Consider the following 17,008-nt stretch of genomic DNA (forward strand, 5'->3'; position numbering starts at 1 on the left):
AATTAAAGGGGAAAGATATGTATGACCGAATTAAAGGATTGGAAAAATAATGCTCGAGGGCAGGAATTCATCGCCTCTTTTAGCGGTGGAAAGGATAGTGTCTTAGCTTTATATAAAGCAATGAAGGTTGGAGAAGCGCTTGGATTAATCGTCATGTTGGAGGAAGAAGGAGAACGATCCAGATCCCACGGAATGCCTCCGGAACTCATACGTGCTCAAGCGAAATCTATAGGTTTACCTGTTTTTACTGCAGCAGCCAGCTGGACAGAATACGAAAAAGTATTTATGCGCCTTTTAGAAAAAGCTAAAAATCAAGGGGCAGAAGTGTTAGTAACAGGAGACTTAGATATGCCTGAACATGGCTGCTGGCATGACAAGGTTACGAAAAATGCTGGGTTAAAGCTAGGCATGCCTTTATGGGAGATGGATCATCGTGATGCTGTTGAAGAGTTCATAAACCTAGGATTTGTTACAATTATTGTAACTGTTAATTTATCTTTGGGTATGCACGAGGAAGATTTAGGGCGGACGTTAACCTATGAATACATAAAGGAGCTTGAAGCTCGGGGTATTGACCCTTGCGGAGAAGGTGGAGAGTTCCATACTACAGTATTAGATGGGCCAATTTTCAAACACCCCATTCCAGTTCGTAAATGTGCTGTTATTAAAAACGGTGAATATGCGTTTTTACCTTTAGAACTAGATCAATAACTAAATTTTATAGATAAGTGAACAAGAGTATAGTTGTAAATAGCGTAATAAATATTTCTCTTTAAATACGGTGAATAACATGGGGTATCATCTATCTATTTGAGGGATCGTTTTATTTTTGGACTAACTATATGTAGATTAGTTTGTCGGTATCCTACGTGTTATGGACATATTTACATATATGAAGTAGTATGCGATTTCTCCAGCACTTGTGCACGTTATTAATTGAATAAAACACGTATATAAAGTGTTTTTTACTATCTCCAAAGCGACACTTAGTGCCTCTCCAGATGCGACTGAATAATATACTTTTCTTTATAAAATATATAAAGGGTCACCGGAGGATAATGACCCTTTTTAAATATTCGAAGGGAAAGGATAACCTTATATTATCCTAAAAATTATGGGATAGATGGCGGTATTGGCTATTAATAGAATCCGATGAAGCTAGTGCCGACAATAATCAATAGAATGAATAGTACAACGATTAGCGCAAATGCTGAACCAGTACCATAACCACTACCGCTACCGCAATATTCAGACATAGTTATTACCTCCTTTCTACAATCTATAATATGAATAGTTGTTAAAAGGAACTGCGATATTTATCTACTCCTTGAATATAAATTTTAAAAAAACTTCCCATAGCAGTTGTTCTGTCAATTTTATCTTGCAGAAATACAATACGAATATCCTTTGCTTCAAAATCTTCCACGATTTCAACTAAACGCAAAGTACTTCGACAATTACATCAAATTGAAGTGATAACGACTGATCTTGCGTATTAACACGCGCATACCTGAATTTCAAATCTTCCTTTCTTTAAACCTTAACGATGTCAAAAAGGGAACTTAACGTATAATTTGGGTATATTTTTGATTATATTAGTAAATTAACAATACTTAAACAATTGCGCAAATAACACTCACTAATGTTCCATGATGTGATAAGATGGGAATGTACGTTTGATTATTGCTGAATAGTTAAAATTTAAGGGGGAGAAATGATTGGGCGAAACAAAGTATAGGCAAGTATGGAACTTAGATAGTTTGTTCCAAGGTGGAAGTAAATCATCACAATTACATGAACATATAAGATATTTAGAACAAGAAATTTCTAAATTTGAAGAAAAAGCAAATTCCTTTAATGTTCCACAAAAAATAAATGAATCAATTAATATTGCGGTTTTAGTTGAATACATAGGAGATATTCGAACTAATATATCTCAAGCAAATTCTTTTATAACTTGCCTTCTTGCTCAAAGTCCAAAAGATCAGGAGGCTATAATTCTCCAAGGAATCATTACGACAATAAATACTCGTTTTGAATCGGCATTGAAAAAAGTACAAAATACTCTGTTAAAAATTGATTATCATTTGTGGCAGGGTCTACTGAATACTGATGTTTTAGCAAACTTTAAGTTTATACTGAATGAATGGCGTAAAGATGGTAAGACAACCCTTTCAGATGGAGAACAAAATTTAGTTTCAGACCTCATGGTAGATGGATATCATGCTTGGGGGCAATTTTATAGTTCTTTTATAAATAATTTTACGATTAAAGTTCAAATAAATGGAGAACAAAAAAATGTATCCGTCGGTCAAGCTATCAACTTACGTTCACATCCTAATGAAGATGTTCGTAAAGAATCCCATTATGCTTTAGAAGATACGTGGAAAGAGAATGAAGAACTATTTGCGAAAATATTAAATCATATTGCAGGCTTTCGATTACAAGTTTACAAGAAGTGTGGCTTAGATAATGTAATACAAGAATCTTTAATTAAAAACCGTATGAAGGAGGAAACGCTTCATGCGATGTGGTCTGTCGTTAAGAAATTTAAAAAACCCTTCACTGACTACCTAAATCAAAAAGCAAAAATAAATGGCTATAAAAAGATGCAATCATTTAACTTTTGGGCACCAATTACAACAGAAAAACAAAAAATTGAATATGAAGATGCTGTTAATTTTATTTTGGAGCATTTTAGTGAATTCGGAACAGAATTGAAAAATTTCTCTAAAAAGGCATTTAGTGAAGGATGGATAGAAGCTGAAGATCGTGCAAATAAGTCCGCTGTTGCATTTTGTTCAGGTTTTCCACTTTCGAAAGAATCAAGAATTTTCATGACATTTGGCGGTACAATTACAGATGTATTAACACTTGCTCATGAATTAGGACATGCCTTCCATAATGATGCAATGAAATCTATTAATGGCGTGAATAAACAATATCCAATGAGCATTGCTGAAACTGCTTCAACGTTTTCAGAGATGATTATATTAGATGCGGCAATGCAAAAAGCTGAATCTACTAATGAAAAATTATTTTTGCTTGATGAGAAATTAAAGCGTAGTGTCATGAATTTTATGAATATTCATTCTCGGTTTTTATTTGAAAAGAAATTTTATGAAGAACGTAAAGAAGGAATTGTTTCATCATCACGCTTAAACGAAATTATGCAAGAAGCAATAGATGAAGGCTATGATGGTTCTCTTGATAATCCTTCACTGCATTCATGGATATGGACACCACATTATTATATGACACAATCTCCTTTTTATAATTTTCCATATTCATTCGGATATTTGTTTGCATTGAGTTTATTTGCAAAGGCAAAAGAAGAAGGTAAAGAATTCGAAAGATGTTATTTAGATTTGCTTCGCGATTCAGGGAGTATGTGCACAGAAGATTTAGTAATGAAACATTTAGGTGAAGATATCACTTCGGAAGCTTTTTGGAAAAAAGGAATAGAATTATGCATTAAAGATGTGGATGAATTTATCAAATTAAGTAGTGAGTGTATCATTATTTAAAGATGACGAACTTTAATGATAAAAACCAACCGCCATTTGTAAGTGGACTTTCCCAGTAGCCTTATTGAATATGGTGAAACATCATCCATGGAGCTCATAGGGAAGTGAACGAGGAAACAGGCTTGTAAAAGCTAACGGTATTACAGCAAATAGAGGCTAACTTCGTAGCAGAAAATGTACATTCAATCATTATTTAAAAGGTGAACCATTCATATTTTATTAATGTGGGTTACCATTTGGGGTTTCGCCAACCAAATGATATATATCGCATGTTTAGCGAATTTCAACAAAATGAAAGCCAATTTCTTGTACGCTAAGAAGTTGGCTTTGTTTGTGCAATTTTAATAAAAAAAGATTGCTTTTGCTCCTCTATATTTCACTAAAGCCCGCGTTAGCTAAAAATTAGGATTGAAATTAATTAGGCTTAATGTATTTTCCTGTGGAAGCATTAAAGCCCACTGCATTCATTTTTGTTTGGTCACTATTCCAACCTATTACTAATAGAAGTCTTTTCTAAGCATAAAATTATACCCTTTAGCCCAATCTTTTTACCAGGATAAATACCGCCGATTTTTAGAGCTTTTTGAAGCCCTTTACATCATTTGTATGATCTATTTTTCCGTCATGAATAGTTACTAAATAAACCTTATTAGTATCTGGTACTCCAAATAAAATATTCCAATGCTTTCTTTTACCGTTACTTCCAATTGACTTATCAGGCTTATCTAAACCTATATTAATTGCCCATAATAATTGAGCATTTTTATTCCATTTCAACTTGGTGGATTTGCTAATTCAATCACTTGTTTTATTGATAATTCTTGCTTCAAATGTATCTTTAGTTAATTGTAGAGAACTAGCAGATACTATCTCAACAGCATCCACTGGAACTAATAAAAGTAAAACAACAAAAATAATTCTTTTCATTTTCTCAAGCCCTTTTTAGGTGTATTGTTTCCAAACCTTTATCAAATATTGTGCGTCGTTAGTAAAAAACATTTGTCGAACATTTCTAATGGCAAAAAGGGATATATTGGATTTTGTGGAATACTATTAAACAACCTAAAATTTTTAATCAGGAGTGAGGGAATTGTAAGTTACTCAAGTGCAAAAGTCGTTGTTCAGTAGAATTAGCTATCTCTATTTACCAGCTAATAATATCGATGAAACAATTTAAGCTTAAAACACCAAAGTTTCAAGATGATATTAGCTTTGTAGCGGTATTAACACCGCCAGAAGGTTATGTTGTATTACTCCTTGTAGAAACAAAGGATCATACAACAGCAGATTTTTTACGCGATGGTTTGCTGTATCAAACTTTTACGTTGAATTGTCCAGACCTAGATTATACACATACCTCATTAAAGAATAGTGGCGTAGAAGTTAGTGAAATTATTTGGCGTGGAGAAAATGCTAAATACTTTGTTTTTACCGACCCATCAGGTAATCTCTCACTATTCCTATCGGTTTAAAGTTTGCGTTTCAATTTATATAAGAAGATCGAGGAGAAGATATATTTGTTGTTTGATCACCTAAATGGGTTTGAAAATTGATAAATAGAGTGGTGATAAAGTGGACAATGCAAATCAAAATAAGCCAATTCTTTATGCTGTTTTCGAGAATGATATTCAATTGCCGATTTTGGATATTACACATCCCCTTTTCAACGCAAGTATTGATGAACAGGCGTATCATTTGAGCTGTCTCAAGTCAGCCAAGAGCATTGAATCATTAAAAAAGATGCCTGGCTTTATCCGCAACATCTTTGTGAAAATGTCGAATGTTGACAATTCCTATCTTAGCGGCATGCGTACTTTGCTGTACAAACTTGGCCCCGACTTAACCAAAGAGATAAAATTAGGTTTCCGGGACAAGTGGGCGGTGAAGCAAACTTCTTTCATGGGACTCCGGATCAGGCTGAGGGATCTTTGCCGGCGCCAGTCGGAAATTTTGCTCCCCCAGCTCAAGCAATTCCCTGAACGGAACCTTTGTTTCTTCAATATCGCTGGGGGAGCCGCTACCGACAGTATTAACACCCTAATTCTCATTCAAGAATCGGAGCCAGAATTATTAAAGGAACGCAAGATTGAAATCAATATTTTAGATATCGATACTTACGGCCCCAATTTTGCCAAACGATGCATCGACGTTTTGAAGAAGCCAGGGGAACGCTTTCAAGACCTGGACATTACCCTCAATATTATTCATTATGACTGGAGTCAACCAGAGGCATTATTAAAGATGTGTTTAGAACGTTTCGACTGGATTCAGCTCTGTTCATCGGAGGGCGGTCTATTTGAGTATGGTTCAGATTCAGATATCATTGAAAATCTAAACCATTTCTTTACTAACTCTCCGGAGGATGCTAGGGTCACGGGTTCATTAATTTTCGACCGAGCGCATGTAAATCCGGGATACTTGGGATTTACAGAGTTTGTTGGCGTGCAAATCCAATATCTTGGGCTAGAGGGATTGCAGCGGATTTTAAGCCAAACCTCGTGGGTTTTGGAAGAATCGCATGAAATTGATACGATCTATCTTCTGTTTTCATTAAAGAAGCGTGACTAAAAATAAAAAGTAGTTACACGAGGCCAGGGTTAAGATACCTGGCCTTGTTATGTTAGTCATAATATATAACATTTTTATTATATTCAGAAAATGAAATTGACGTGAACATTAGAGCATGTTATGTTTAAACCTGTTATGTTTAATACTAATTTCATAGCAACCATTACAAGTTTGAGTGAAATAAACTTTCATTCAATTAAAAGGAAAATGGGTGTAAATCCCATGCTGTCCCGCAGCTGTAAATGAGGAGTTTTGTTTCGATAACCACTGAGTAATTACTTGGGAAGGTGAAGCAAAATCATGATTCATGAGCCAGAATGCCTGCTTGTAAAGAGATTCATTGATGATCTACGAAAGATAGGGAGATGGATAGAGGCTTACTTATAGTAAGTTATTCTGTCCTTATTCTTTTGGAATAAGGTTTTTTTATGCCTTCTTTCAATCTTTAGATTCTTCATTTAGTGCACCACAAACAAAGAAGGAGACAGAAAATGAGATTGACAAAGTATTTACTTCCTTTCACGCTTATTTTGATGTTCAGTTTACTCACTGGCTGTACAAGCAATGAAAAGGGAGAGACAGCATCGAAACAACAGACAAACGAAAAAATGATAACGATTGGGTGGCCATTAGATGTAGGTCCATTAAATCCCCATACATATTTACCAAATCAAATGACAGCACAAGCAATGGTCTATGAATCATTGGTTGAATATAACGACGACGGGACAATTACACCGAAATTAGCGGAAAGTTGGGACATCTCTAATGATAAAACTGCTTATACTTTTCATTTAAGAAAAGATGTTAAGTATTCAGACGGAACAGCTTTTAATGCAGATAATGTAATACGAAACTTTGATGCCGTTTTAGCAAATCGTGATATGCATTCATGGATGGGAATGGTTAACCATATAAAAGAGGTTGTGAAAGTGGATGAATTTACAATTCGTTTGCAAATGGATAAACCGTATTATCCTGTTTTAAACGAACTTGCCTTTGTAAGACCTTTCCGTTTTTTAGGTGATAATGGATTCCCTAAAGGTGATGCGACCCAAGATGCAATTAAAGCGCCAATTGGGACAGGCCCATGGGTTTTAACAGATTACAAAAAGGATGAGTACGCTCTATTCAGTCGCAACGAAAACTACTGGGGGGAAAAACCTCTTGTAGAACAAATAAAAGTAAAAATCATCCCTGATTCAGAATCTATTTCATTGGCCTTTGAAAACGAAGAATTAGATTTAATATATGGTCGAGGCATTATTAGTTTAGATAATTATACGTATTTAAAAGATAGTGGTAAATATAAAACTGCTACATCTGAACCTTTGTCTACAAAAGCGCTACTGTTCAATACACAGTCTGGCCCGTTAGCAGAATTGAAGGTTCGCCAAGCGATTCAATATGCAATCAATAAGGAACAAATGGTTGATAGTATTACACATGGTACAGAAAAGGTTGCCAATACACTATTTTGGGATGCTATTCCATATGCCAATATTGATTTAGCGCCAATTTTATATAATCCCAAAAAAGCGCAACAATTGTTAGAGGAAGCGGGATGGAAGCTTCAGAAGGGTGAAAAAATTCGCTCTAAAAACGGACAGCCACTAACATTAGATTTAATCTACATTGCTACAGATGCGATTCAAAAGCCAATGGCGGAGCTAATGCAAGGTGAACTAGCAAAAATAGGGGTACAGTTGAATTTAGAAGGCGCAGATGTGATGGTAGGTCTGCAAAAATTAATGGATAATCAGGTTGATATTAATTTCTGGCGTACAAATGGACCACCAACAGATCCACATAGCTTTGCTAATGAATCAGCTACACCAAACGCTAATGGTGTCTATGAAGCAAAATTAGGCTTACCAAATGCCAAAGAAATCGATACTAAAATTCATCAATTATTAGTAGGTACAGATGAAAAAGAGCGCGTGCAACTTTATACGGATATTTTAACAAAGTTCCATGACCAAGCACTATTCTATCCTATATCTTACGAAACAAATAACGTGATTTATCAGCCATATATGAAAGATTTTGCTCCACGTGCATCTGAATATGATATTCCATATGCACAAATGGAAAAAGAAAAATAACTGTAAAAGAGAGAGTATGTCGATCAAAGACAGCTCTCTCTTTATCATAGGATTGATTAGGAAGTGACAGCATGTATGAATCAACATGGATGTTTTGTTTAAAAAGAATTTTGACATTGCCTTTTGTATTATTGGGCGTATCGATCCTGACCTTTGTATTTATTCGTTTCGTTCCAGTAGAGCCTGCTGAGGTCATTCTTAGATTGGCAAGAGTTGCGCCAACAGCGGAAGCCATTCAAGCATTGCGTGAAGAACTTGGAACTGACAAACCTTTTCTTATTCAATATTTGTTATGGATAAAAGGCGTTTTACATTTAGATTTTGGTACATCTTTTGTTAGTAAATTACCAGTAGCGCATGAGCTATTCGCAAAATTACCAGCAACTATCGAATTAGCTGTTGCTGCATTTGTGTTGATTTTAGGAATAAGTATGCCATTAGGGATCATAAGTGCCTTGTATAAGCATTCCATCATCGATAAAATAATTAGACTATTGACTATCATGAGTGTATCGATTCCAACATTTTGGTTAGGTTTTTTACTACTATATGTATTTAGTCTGAAATTAGGAATCTTCCCGACAAATGGAAAGGGCACACTAGCACATCTAGCTTTACCCGCACTCGCACTAGCTTTACCAACAATTGGATTATTCGTTCAATTTATCCGTACAACCATCATTGAAGAATTACAACAGCATTATGTTCAATATGCACAGCTAAGGGGATTAAAAAACTCAGTGATCCTCGTACGTCATGTTTTAAGAAATGCTGTTATTCCGTTGACTACTGTATTAGGTATGACACTTGGTAATTTACTTGGTGGTGCAGTAATTGTGGAGCAGGTTTTTAGTTGGCCTGGACTCGGAAGGTTTTTAATAGAATCCATTATTAACAGGGATTACCCGGTTGTACAATGCTATGTATTGATTATTGCTGTCATCTATGTGCTTGCAAATTTATGCACAGATGTGTTGCATCGGCTATTGGATCCTCATCTGATGATGAAGGACAGGAGAGATTGAAGTGAGTCTATTACATAAAAAACGTGCAAATGTTAAAAGATTATTTAGTCTAACGATACTGCTGGTCATTGGCTTGTTGGGACTGTTTGCGCCAATTTTAATGCCCCATGACCCTTTAGCGGTCGATATATCAAAGAAATTTTTAGGTCCAACATGGGACTATCCATTAGGTACAGACCATCTAGGAAGATGTGTTTTCTCACGATTGCTTTTAGGTATTCGCTATTCTTTAGGATCTGCGCTCGTCATCCAAATAGTAGCCATTCTTTTAGCGATCTTACTAGGTGCATTTGTTGCGCTAAAAAGAGGGATGATAGATTATCTATTTATTCGAATTTGTGATATTTTATTAGCTTTTCCTACACTTGTCCTAGCATTTGGACTTTTAGGTTTATTAGGGCCTAGCTTAAAAAATGTGTTAATCGCACTTATTTTTACGCAATTTATTTATTATTCAAGATTGATAAGAAGTTTGTTTATTGGGATGAATGAAAAAGATTTTATTCAAGCAGCAAAAATCAGTGGTACTTCAGGAATCAAATTAATCATACGCCATTATATCCCCAATTTACTGCCTCCTATCGTAACAATTGTCGTATTAGATATAGGAAAGGTTATTTTAGAAATCGCAGGTTTTTCTTTTATTGGACTTGGCGTGCAAGCCCCCATCCCTGAATGGGGAATGATGGTGAATGAAGGAAAACAATATATCCGTCAACATCCTGAATTAATGCTTTATCCTGGACTTGCCATCGTTTTTGTTGTGCTATTATTGAATTATTTGGCAAGTAGTTTCAAAAAGCTTGACCAATAAAGGGGGATTTATGGAGAAAGTTTTAGAAGTGCAAGACTTAACGGTAAAAATCGGTGAGAAAAATATCGTAAGCTCTATTAATTTGACAGCCTATAAAGGGCGTGTCTTAGGGATTATAGGGGAAAGTGGTAGTGGAAAGACGATGCTGTGCCACGCCATCATGCAATCATTACCGGCTTCGGCGCGAATTACGCAAGGCCAAATTATCTACCAACAAGAAAATTTATTGAATGTATCAGCCACTAAATTGCGAACGTATCGTGGAAGGCATCTGTCGATGATTATGCAAAATCCGTCTATCGCTTTTGATCGTATTCAAACAATCGAAAGCCATTTTCGCGAATCATTAAAAGCTCACTTTGTAATGACTAAAAAAGAAATGAGACAGATTGCCCTTGATGCTATGTATAAAGTCAATTTACCTAATCCAGAACAGCTTTTGCACTATTATCCTTTCCAATTAAGTGGCGGAATGTTACAACGAATTATGATTGCTTTGTCATTGGCGATACAAGCTTCTGTCTATATTGCAGATGAGCCAACGACAGCCCTTGACACAGTCAATCAAAAACAAGTATTAACACTATTTCATCGTATTCGCTCGGAAACGGAAGCCGCTATTATTCTTGTAACGCACGATATTGGTGTAATTGCTGAACTAGCTGACGATGTGGCTGTGATGTATCAAGGAGAAATAATTGAGCACACGGATGTCTATAATTTTTTTGATGCACCTCAGCATCCCTATACAAAAAAACTTTTACAATCAAGAATTATGTTTTAGAGGTGAAAAAATATGTCGCTGCTAGAAGTGAACAATATAGAGATGCATTATGGTCACAAACCATTCATGTTCAAACAAAGACGGAAAGACCCTGTATTACAAGAGGTGACATTTTCGCTTCAGGAGGGTGAATGTTTAGGAATCGTCGGTCAAAGTGGTTCAGGCAAAAGTACTTTAGGCCGCATTATTTTAGGAATTGAACGACCAACAAAAGGTGAGGTTCTATTTCAAGGTATTAATCTTTACGAAGCAACAAGTAAGCATAAAAAAAAAATACGTAGAGATTTACAGGCAGTCTTTCAAAATAGCTTTCATTCATTTAATCCGAAGCAAACGATTTTTGAGATAATAGAAGAACCCCTCCTTAATTTCGAACGTTTCAGTAAAACAGATAGACAACATAAAGTAAAGGAATTACTAGATTGCGTGGAGTTAGAAAGTACAATTGCTCAAAACTATCCTTCACAACTTAGTGGTGGGCAACAGCAACGTGTCAACCTCGCAAGAGCTCTTGCTTTAAATCCAAAATTGATTGTCTTAGATGAAGCCATTAGTAGTCTTGATATGATCTTGCAGAAGCATATTATACAATTACTACAAACACTTCAAAAAGACAGGCAACTTGCTTACATTTTCATTTCTCATGACTTACAAGCAACACGTTTTATGTCAGACCGAATCCTCGTGATGCAACACGGTCAGCTAGTTGAGGAGATTGGGAAAGATGGAGCATACAAGCATCCCGCATCTCTAGAACTATACAATGCTATTTTGCCATCGCATCCTCGAGAACGAACTATCAAAAATACGTAAACTATTACGGTAGCAACTATTCGCATACTTGCCGCCATTTTTGGGTCAAGTGATGCCTTATTGTTTTATGAAAATCTTAGCCATCATCGCATTTATCTAAATGCAGCAAATTTTTTAAGTCAGTACAATTGTACTGGCTTTTTTTTATACGCTAGCGCTTGGAAGTGTGGGGGAGTGTGAAATGATAGTGCCTGCAAATAAAAGAACGCAAAAAGGCATCTCATCCATAGATGAAACACCTTTACTTGAAGTTATTGAGCTAATCGTTGGAGGAAGGTATCTAATTGTACGAGTGTGACATTGTCTTCCACGCCGAACATATTGTTACCTTTACCAATTGTGATTTTATTGGAAGAGAGAATGGCTACATAATTGTTAGCCCAATGCGAACTTGGAACATCAACAAATTGTAACGCTGTTCCTTGTTGTTTTAAATGGAATGCTTCCACTAAAACTTTCGATAATTGACCACGTGTTATAGGAGAACCTGCATTGAATTTTCCGTTTACATCACCCGTAAAAACGCCGAGTTTTTTTAGTGCTTCCGCAGCACCTGCATATTTAGACGATGGGCTTACATCAGGAAAACTTGAATTGCTATTACTAGTATCTAAATGTAATTGATTTGCTAGTTTAAGAGCTACCTCTCCACGCGATGCATATACGCTAAAGTCAACTTCAGTGCCTTTTACTTCTCCCAAATCATTTTCAGTGAAGTTTGCAATACGTTTTGCCCCTACGTAACGAGATCCCCAGTAATAAGGATCATTAATTTTATCGATTTTAACCCCAGAACTTGTAGTAGCTGAAATAAAATTGCTGTCACCTATGTATATGCCAACATGGGAAACACCGCTTCCCGAAGTATTAAAAAATACAAGATCCCCAGTCTTCAACTGATTTTTAGCAATCGAAGTACCTTGCTGATATTGAGCTGTAGATGTACGTTGTAGTGAAATCCCTAACTTAGAAAAAACAATTTGTGTATATGCTGAACAGTCTACACCTGTCTTAATATCTGTTCCTCCATATTGATAAGGAACACCTATATATGCTTTTGCTGTACTTGTTAAATCTGCTATCGTTGCCGCTTGTGCATCATGCACACCCACACCTGTGAAGAACATAAACGATGCGAAAATCGGTAATAACCATCTTTTCTTCAATTAAACCTACTCCTTTCAAAAAGCTTTCGCAATTGAATAAAGTAAGAATAGCATGAAACAGGCATGAGTTATTTTTCATTAATATTACCGATTCCCCTTAAACAGCAAAATTGAAACCTTAATTTTAATTGTGTAAAACTTCTGCAACAATCATGGGCAATTTTACTAAAAATAGTTAGAATAATTGGATGAAAAGGAGTTAAAGTGTTTATTTGGATGTTTATAACAGTTAATAAACTAAAAATGAAAAACTGTATTATTGCTATCAAAATAGAAATATAACGTCTGCGCCTAGAACAACCTTACCCGGTGGCCATTCTTTAGGGGAAGAAGGGAATAAAATAATAAAGGAAAGAAGATGAATGTTCAATAATATTAAATAACGAATTAACATTATTGATTTAATGTATTGTAAAAATTAATTTTATGATTCACATTTTTAATTATTTGTTATATAATCAAATCAACTAAAAGGAAAGGACTTCATTATGGCTTATAAAGTAATCACAAATTGTCCTGTTTGCAGTAAAACGTTGAAAATTACAAAGTTACAGTGCTCTCATTGTCACACGACGATTGAAAATGAGTTTGAATTATCTAAGCTGGCATCCTTATCAAAGGATCAGCTTCATTTTGTGGAAGTATTTTTAACATGCAGAGGGAATATCAAAGAAGTTGAAAAGGAACTAGGGATTTCGTATCCAACAGTCCGAGGAAAGCTAACAGACATCATTTCATCCCTTGGATATGTGCAGAAGAAGAAAAATGAAGTAGACGAGAAAAAAGTTGTCACTATGTTGGAAAATGGCGAAATCACACCAGAAGAAGCCATCAAACTCTTAAAAGAAGAATAAGGAGGAATTTACTATGAAAGAGGAAATCTCAAGAGTGTTAACAATGGTTCAAGAAGGTAAGATTGATGCAGAGAAGGCATCGGAACTAATTCAAGTATTAAAAGAGAAAGCAGAAACGGATGACAACCTTTTAGAAAAACCGACTAAATACTTAGATAAGACTTTAAAAATTCGCGTTGTATCAGCCGAAAATGATAACGTGACGGTCAATTTACCTTTAAAGCTTGTCAAGGTTGTATTAATGGCTGGACACAGTATCGCAGCGAGTATTCCTCAATCGGAAAAATACGTTAAAGATATAGACATAAACCTTATTATCGAAGCAATCGAAAATGAACTAGATGGCCAAATTGTTGATATTAAATCGGCTAACGGGGATACCGTTTCGGTCATTATTGAATAGTGATTTGCTTATGATGTATGTAAAAGTGAAAGCAAAAGACGTTCGGTTCACCATCCCGGTTCCATATGCTTTTTTAAACTTTGTTATTTCAATTTTGTCTTCAAAATTTGTTCAGCAAAAAGCAAACAAATGGACAAAAGAGCACTTCGAAAGAAAAAAGCTGGACTTTACCTTTCCGCGAATTGACAAAGAAGCGCTAAAGCCTATTGTCAAGGAACTGAAAAATTATAAAGGAATCGTGCTAGTTGATGTCAAAGCTAAAGACGGTACTGAGGTTAAGGTTAAATTATAATTACAATACACCGTTCCGTTCAACTGACTGGTATTTTGAAGATAAATATAATTTTCTCGCTTACATTACCGAGGAAAATGGACGAGATTTATTTTATTATTATTTGAATTGAATATAAGTAATAAAATAAATAAAAGAATTCTTTTGATGGCATGCGGTATTCAGAAATTTTGCATCAAAAGAATTTTTTTATTTCCATTTTTTTATATCTTTCCATCTGAGAAGGTCTAAATGAGTATCAATTGTTACTGTCGCTTCGCTTTCGCACAATAAACAATGCGTCTTGAATCAGTATTGTGCTTAAGTTAAAAAACGAGTAAAAACTGAAAACAGCCACCTCTTCGTCTAATGGGTTAGTGTTTACAGACAATAAAGTTGTATACTAGGAGGCGTTCTAAACTGCATGGAACAACCCACTCACAAAAAATAGTGACAATAAAGTCGTAGACTAAAGGATGCTAAAACCACGAATTCCCTTTTTCTATTCAACTAAAACGTGACAATATAGTTGTATACTTTAGTAAAGCCCCCAAATGCATTCGATTCAGTGCCAAGAGGGTTCGAGTGCAGTGAGGATTTGTCCCTGTTCGGTACCGCAAATTTAGATTGACAACCGCCACGTAGCGCCCACAGCACCGCAAAAAAAGAGCAGACACATTTGTCTACTCTTTTTCAACGCTCTCCAGCCAAGAAGAATCGTCGCAGGTAAATCGAGATCGGATTTACCTTTTTAAATTATTTAATGAGTTACTATAAAAATTCATTTTTTATTCTTTCTAGATATAAAATCATTTTATAACATTTTCACATCATTTCTTAATTAAAGAATTGAGTGCACGCATACATACCTGTAACACCTGTAATTTCAGCTGCTAAACTACGTAATGCTGATCCACCCACACGTAATTTTTCTTCCCAAGATGTAGCACCCGCAATTAATTTTGCAGTTTCTTTAAAACCACCTAAAGCTTGAACATACTTTTTCACTTTGAGAATTTTAGCTGCTACAAATAAATTTGAACCAACAAACCATACCAAAGCTGCACTACATGCTCCTATTGCGACCCAATCTGGATCTGCCAATACAGGAAATGCAGTATTTTCATTAAAATTCACGGTTTGAATTAAAGTATTATCAACTACTTCATAATTAGTCGGGACATCTGCACCATTAGCATCAACTGCCCAAGCTTTACCAAAAACACTTTGAACAATATTATTTTCATCTACAATAAAGACTTCTTCTGTATCTAACTCACTTCCAGGAACATCTCCAAAATAATCTGCAGAAGAAATAACCTTGTGTCCTTCCGGTAAATCCAACTCAAATTTATATTCCTTTGGTGCACTCGAATCTTTAATATTCACAACACTTCTAACACCAAACTCCGTCGGTTGTAAAATCAAATCTACTGGACCGTCATTTTTATACTCATAGCTCCCTGATTCTGTAATTATAGGTTTACTTAAATTCATATTATTCGGGACACCGATTTTTAAATCTTCTCCGGTTTCCTTATTTTTCACAAGAATCCCATCATCAAACTGACTAGGTAGATTTACAATATTAAAATCATTTTCCGCAACACCATTTTCGTTAGCTTTAATTAAATCATTAGTACCTGTGATTTCTTCTGTCATTATAGCCGCTGAAGGAACCAATGAATCTGCATTTGCACTCCCTAAAGTTGCACTCAATAAAAGAAAAGTTGCAAATAAACTAGTTAATTTCTTCGTTAATTTCATACCACACACCCCCATTTATGTTATAATATACCATGTTAGACTAAAGTGACAGATAAATCAAATGATTTCGAAAAAAGAGAGGGTGAATCATATGTCCAACAAATATAATAAATATGTAAGCTTTATTACTGTAATAACAATCCTTGTACTACTTTTATTAACTACTAATAAAATAAAACAAGAGGTGTTTTTACTCTTATTTATACCTCTAGCTATAGCAATGCTAATCTTTGGATTTTTAGAGCTTAAAAAAATTTTGAAAAATAAAAAAAATATCGATTTACATGCATCAGAAATAAAAAACGAATTAAAAAATAGAATTAAAACTAAGTAGTTTGTGCGCTTCATTATAAAAAAGAGTAGCGAAAGCTAATATGGTACCTGTAGTTAGGACACTTGAAAAAAGAGTGTTTTAACTACGGGTATTTTTTTATATACTTTCAAATTCAAGATACAGGGATAGGGGACAATAGGAGTAAGATAACATTTTCAACTAAAGAGATAAAAATACTTCAAAAGAATCCTAATGTAAAACGTGTTAGCGAAAGAGCTATTACATATACTGATGCTTTTAAAAATAAATTTATGGATGAGTATCTCTCGGGTAAACTCCCTCGACAAATTTTTATGGAGAACAACTTTGATGTGGATGTTATAGGGATGAAACGACTCGAACAATCAGCTTATAGGTGGGAAAAGCCTATGAAAAGAATGGATTAATTGGGCTCACAAATTCATGGGAAATGGATTCTGGCAGACCATTAAAACGAGAACTGACGCCATCTAATCACCTGTGACAGTATTAGTTAGAACTCACAAGTATACATCTTTATTGTAACTGAAAGTTCTTTAGTTAATTTCTCAAAATTAATATTTATGTAAACTAGTTATGGTCGAAAAATTGTTTTTCT

General features: G+C 35.0%; 20 protein-coding genes and 1 riboswitch. Of the genes, 14 read left to right on the forward strand and 6 right to left on the reverse strand.

What is annotated here, in order from left to right; translation table 11 throughout:
* Positions 1 to 21: 21 nt before the first annotated feature.
* Complete coding sequence (locus tag C7Y47_RS07030) at positions 22 to 711, forward strand: diphthine--ammonia ligase (RefSeq protein WP_142508119.1); 690 nt, start codon at positions 22 to 24, stop codon at positions 709 to 711.
* Between the two features lie 428 nt (positions 712 to 1,139).
* Here the strand turns inward: C7Y47_RS07030 and C7Y47_RS07035 are convergent, their stop codons facing one another.
* Positions 1,140 to 1,256, reverse strand: coding sequence for a YjcZ family sporulation protein (locus tag C7Y47_RS07035; RefSeq protein ID WP_132362314.1), 117 nt, complete (start codon positions 1,254 to 1,256; stop codon positions 1,140 to 1,142).
* A gap of 41 nt (positions 1,257 to 1,297) precedes the next feature.
* Complete coding sequence (locus tag C7Y47_RS25510) at positions 1,298 to 1,426, reverse strand: hypothetical protein (RefSeq protein ID WP_255505053.1); 129 nt, start codon at positions 1,424 to 1,426, stop codon at positions 1,298 to 1,300.
* A 292-nt stretch (positions 1,427 to 1,718) separates the two neighbouring features.
* Between C7Y47_RS25510 and C7Y47_RS07045 the strand changes: the two genes are divergently transcribed.
* On the forward strand, positions 1,719 to 3,527 hold the full coding sequence (locus C7Y47_RS07045) for a M3 family oligoendopeptidase (RefSeq protein WP_142508120.1): 1,809 nt from the start codon (positions 1,719 to 1,721) through the stop codon (positions 3,525 to 3,527).
* A 573-nt stretch (positions 3,528 to 4,100) separates the two neighbouring features.
* Here the strand turns inward: C7Y47_RS07045 and C7Y47_RS25515 are convergent.
* Entirely contained in the window at positions 4,101 to 4,304 is a 204-nt protein-coding gene (locus C7Y47_RS25515; protein WP_255505054.1) for a hypothetical protein, read from the reverse strand.
* 18 nt (positions 4,305 to 4,322) lie between these two features.
* Positions 4,323 to 4,454, reverse strand: coding sequence for a hypothetical protein (locus C7Y47_RS25520; RefSeq protein WP_255505056.1), 132 nt, complete (start codon positions 4,452 to 4,454; stop codon positions 4,323 to 4,325).
* A 236-nt stretch (positions 4,455 to 4,690) separates the two neighbouring features.
* On the opposite strand from C7Y47_RS25520, the gene C7Y47_RS07055 reads away from it, so the two are divergent.
* From C7Y47_RS07055 to C7Y47_RS07085, 7 genes are all read left to right on the forward strand, one after another.
* Positions 4,691 to 4,999: a VOC family protein gene (locus C7Y47_RS07055; RefSeq protein WP_142508121.1), complete on the forward strand. Its 309-nt coding sequence runs from the start codon at positions 4,691 to 4,693 to the stop codon at positions 4,997 to 4,999.
* 100 nt (positions 5,000 to 5,099) lie between these two features.
* Positions 5,100 to 6,095, forward strand: a complete 996-nt coding sequence (locus C7Y47_RS07060) for a hypothetical protein (protein WP_142508122.1) — start codon at positions 5,100 to 5,102, stop codon at positions 6,093 to 6,095.
* 150 nt (positions 6,096 to 6,245) lie between these two features.
* A riboswitch (cobalamin riboswitch) is annotated at positions 6,246 to 6,438 on the forward strand.
* Positions 6,439 to 6,586: 148 nt separating this feature from the next.
* A complete protein-coding gene (gene nikA / locus C7Y47_RS07065; protein ID WP_255505057.1) occupies positions 6,587 to 8,200 on the forward strand; it encodes a nickel ABC transporter substrate-binding protein in 1,614 nt (537 codons plus the stop codon).
* A 71-nt stretch (positions 8,201 to 8,271) separates the two neighbouring features.
* Positions 8,272 to 9,225, forward strand: coding sequence for a nickel ABC transporter permease (nikB, locus tag C7Y47_RS07070; RefSeq protein WP_255505058.1), 954 nt, complete (start codon positions 8,272 to 8,274; stop codon positions 9,223 to 9,225).
* 1 nt (position 9,226) lies between these two features.
* Positions 9,227 to 10,039, forward strand: coding sequence for an ABC transporter permease subunit (locus C7Y47_RS07075; RefSeq protein WP_255505059.1), 813 nt, complete (start codon positions 9,227 to 9,229; stop codon positions 10,037 to 10,039).
* Positions 10,040 to 10,049: 10 nt separating this feature from the next.
* Positions 10,050 to 10,823 carry an ABC transporter ATP-binding protein gene (locus C7Y47_RS07080; protein ID WP_142508123.1) on the forward strand — a complete coding sequence of 258 codons (774 nt, stop codon included), beginning with the start codon at positions 10,050 to 10,052 and terminating at the stop codon, positions 10,821 to 10,823.
* A 12-nt stretch (positions 10,824 to 10,835) separates the two neighbouring features.
* Positions 10,836 to 11,636: an ABC transporter ATP-binding protein gene (locus tag C7Y47_RS07085; protein WP_142508124.1), complete on the forward strand. Its 801-nt coding sequence runs from the start codon at positions 10,836 to 10,838 to the stop codon at positions 11,634 to 11,636.
* 251 nt (positions 11,637 to 11,887) lie between these two features.
* Here C7Y47_RS07085 and C7Y47_RS07090 read toward each other — a convergent pair whose 3' ends face one another.
* Entirely contained in the window at positions 11,888 to 12,802 is a 915-nt protein-coding gene (locus tag C7Y47_RS07090) for a C40 family peptidase (protein ID WP_142508125.1), read from the reverse strand.
* A gap of 488 nt (positions 12,803 to 13,290) precedes the next feature.
* Here C7Y47_RS07090 and C7Y47_RS07095 point away from each other — a divergent pair, with 488 nt between their 5' ends.
* From C7Y47_RS07095 to C7Y47_RS07105, 3 genes are read left to right on the forward strand one after another with little or no spacing between them, the layout of a single operon-like run.
* Complete coding sequence (locus tag C7Y47_RS07095) at positions 13,291 to 13,656, forward strand: DUF2089 domain-containing protein (protein WP_018393054.1); 366 nt, start codon at positions 13,291 to 13,293, stop codon at positions 13,654 to 13,656.
* Positions 13,657 to 13,669: 13 nt separating this feature from the next.
* A complete protein-coding gene (locus C7Y47_RS07100) occupies positions 13,670 to 14,059 on the forward strand; it encodes an SHOCT-like domain-containing protein (protein WP_142508126.1) in 390 nt (129 codons plus the stop codon).
* A gap of 10 nt (positions 14,060 to 14,069) precedes the next feature.
* Positions 14,070 to 14,351: a hypothetical protein gene (locus C7Y47_RS07105; protein WP_142508127.1), complete on the forward strand. Its 282-nt coding sequence runs from the start codon at positions 14,070 to 14,072 to the stop codon at positions 14,349 to 14,351.
* Positions 14,352 to 15,167: 816 nt separating this feature from the next.
* Here the strand turns inward: C7Y47_RS07105 and C7Y47_RS07110 are convergent.
* Positions 15,168 to 16,097, reverse strand: a complete 930-nt coding sequence (locus tag C7Y47_RS07110) for a hypothetical protein (protein ID WP_142508128.1) — start codon at positions 16,095 to 16,097, stop codon at positions 15,168 to 15,170.
* A gap of 91 nt (positions 16,098 to 16,188) precedes the next feature.
* Here C7Y47_RS07110 and C7Y47_RS07115 point away from each other — a divergent pair, with 91 nt between their 5' ends.
* Positions 16,189 to 16,431 carry a hypothetical protein gene (locus C7Y47_RS07115; RefSeq protein WP_142508129.1) on the forward strand — a complete coding sequence of 81 codons (243 nt, stop codon included), beginning with the start codon at positions 16,189 to 16,191 and terminating at the stop codon, positions 16,429 to 16,431.
* A gap of 62 nt (positions 16,432 to 16,493) precedes the next feature.
* On the forward strand, positions 16,494 to 16,817 hold the full coding sequence (locus C7Y47_RS25525) for an HTH domain-containing protein (protein WP_255505060.1): 324 nt from the start codon (positions 16,494 to 16,496) through the stop codon (positions 16,815 to 16,817).
* Positions 16,818 to 17,008 lie beyond the last annotated feature (191 nt).

Origin of the sequence: Lysinibacillus sphaericus, from assembly GCF_006864135.1 — a bacterium.
Classification (GTDB): Bacteria; Bacillota; Bacilli; order Bacillales_A; family Planococcaceae; genus Lysinibacillus.

Coding starts and splice junctions, on each gene's coding strand:
- nikB (WP_255505058.1), top strand. CDS start 8,272: ATGTATGAATCAACATGGATGTTTTGTTTAAAAAGAATTTTGACATTG.
- C7Y47_RS07030 (WP_142508119.1), top strand. CDS start 22: ATGACCGAATTAAAGGATTGGAAAAATAATGCTCGAGGGCAGGAATTC.
- C7Y47_RS07100 (WP_142508126.1), top strand. CDS start 13,670: ATGAAAGAGGAAATCTCAAGAGTGTTAACAATGGTTCAAGAAGGTAAG.
- C7Y47_RS07095 (WP_018393054.1), top strand. CDS start 13,291: ATGGCTTATAAAGTAATCACAAATTGTCCTGTTTGCAGTAAAACGTTG.
- C7Y47_RS07055 (WP_142508121.1), top strand. CDS start 4,691: ATGAAACAATTTAAGCTTAAAACACCAAAGTTTCAAGATGATATTAGC.
- C7Y47_RS07110 (WP_142508128.1), bottom strand. CDS start 16,097: ATGAAATTAACGAAGAAATTAACTAGTTTATTTGCAACTTTTCTTTTA.
- C7Y47_RS07080 (WP_142508123.1), top strand. CDS start 10,050: ATGGAGAAAGTTTTAGAAGTGCAAGACTTAACGGTAAAAATCGGTGAG.
- nikA (WP_255505057.1), top strand. CDS start 6,587: ATGAGATTGACAAAGTATTTACTTCCTTTCACGCTTATTTTGATGTTC.
- C7Y47_RS25520 (WP_255505056.1), bottom strand. CDS start 4,454: ATGAAAAGAATTATTTTTGTTGTTTTACTTTTATTAGTTCCAGTGGAT.
- C7Y47_RS07085 (WP_142508124.1), top strand. CDS start 10,836: ATGTCGCTGCTAGAAGTGAACAATATAGAGATGCATTATGGTCACAAA.
- C7Y47_RS07035 (WP_132362314.1), bottom strand. CDS start 1,256: ATGTCTGAATATTGCGGTAGCGGTAGTGGTTATGGTACTGGTTCAGCA.
- C7Y47_RS07115 (WP_142508129.1), top strand. CDS start 16,189: ATGTCCAACAAATATAATAAATATGTAAGCTTTATTACTGTAATAACA.
- C7Y47_RS07105 (WP_142508127.1), top strand. CDS start 14,070: ATGATGTATGTAAAAGTGAAAGCAAAAGACGTTCGGTTCACCATCCCG.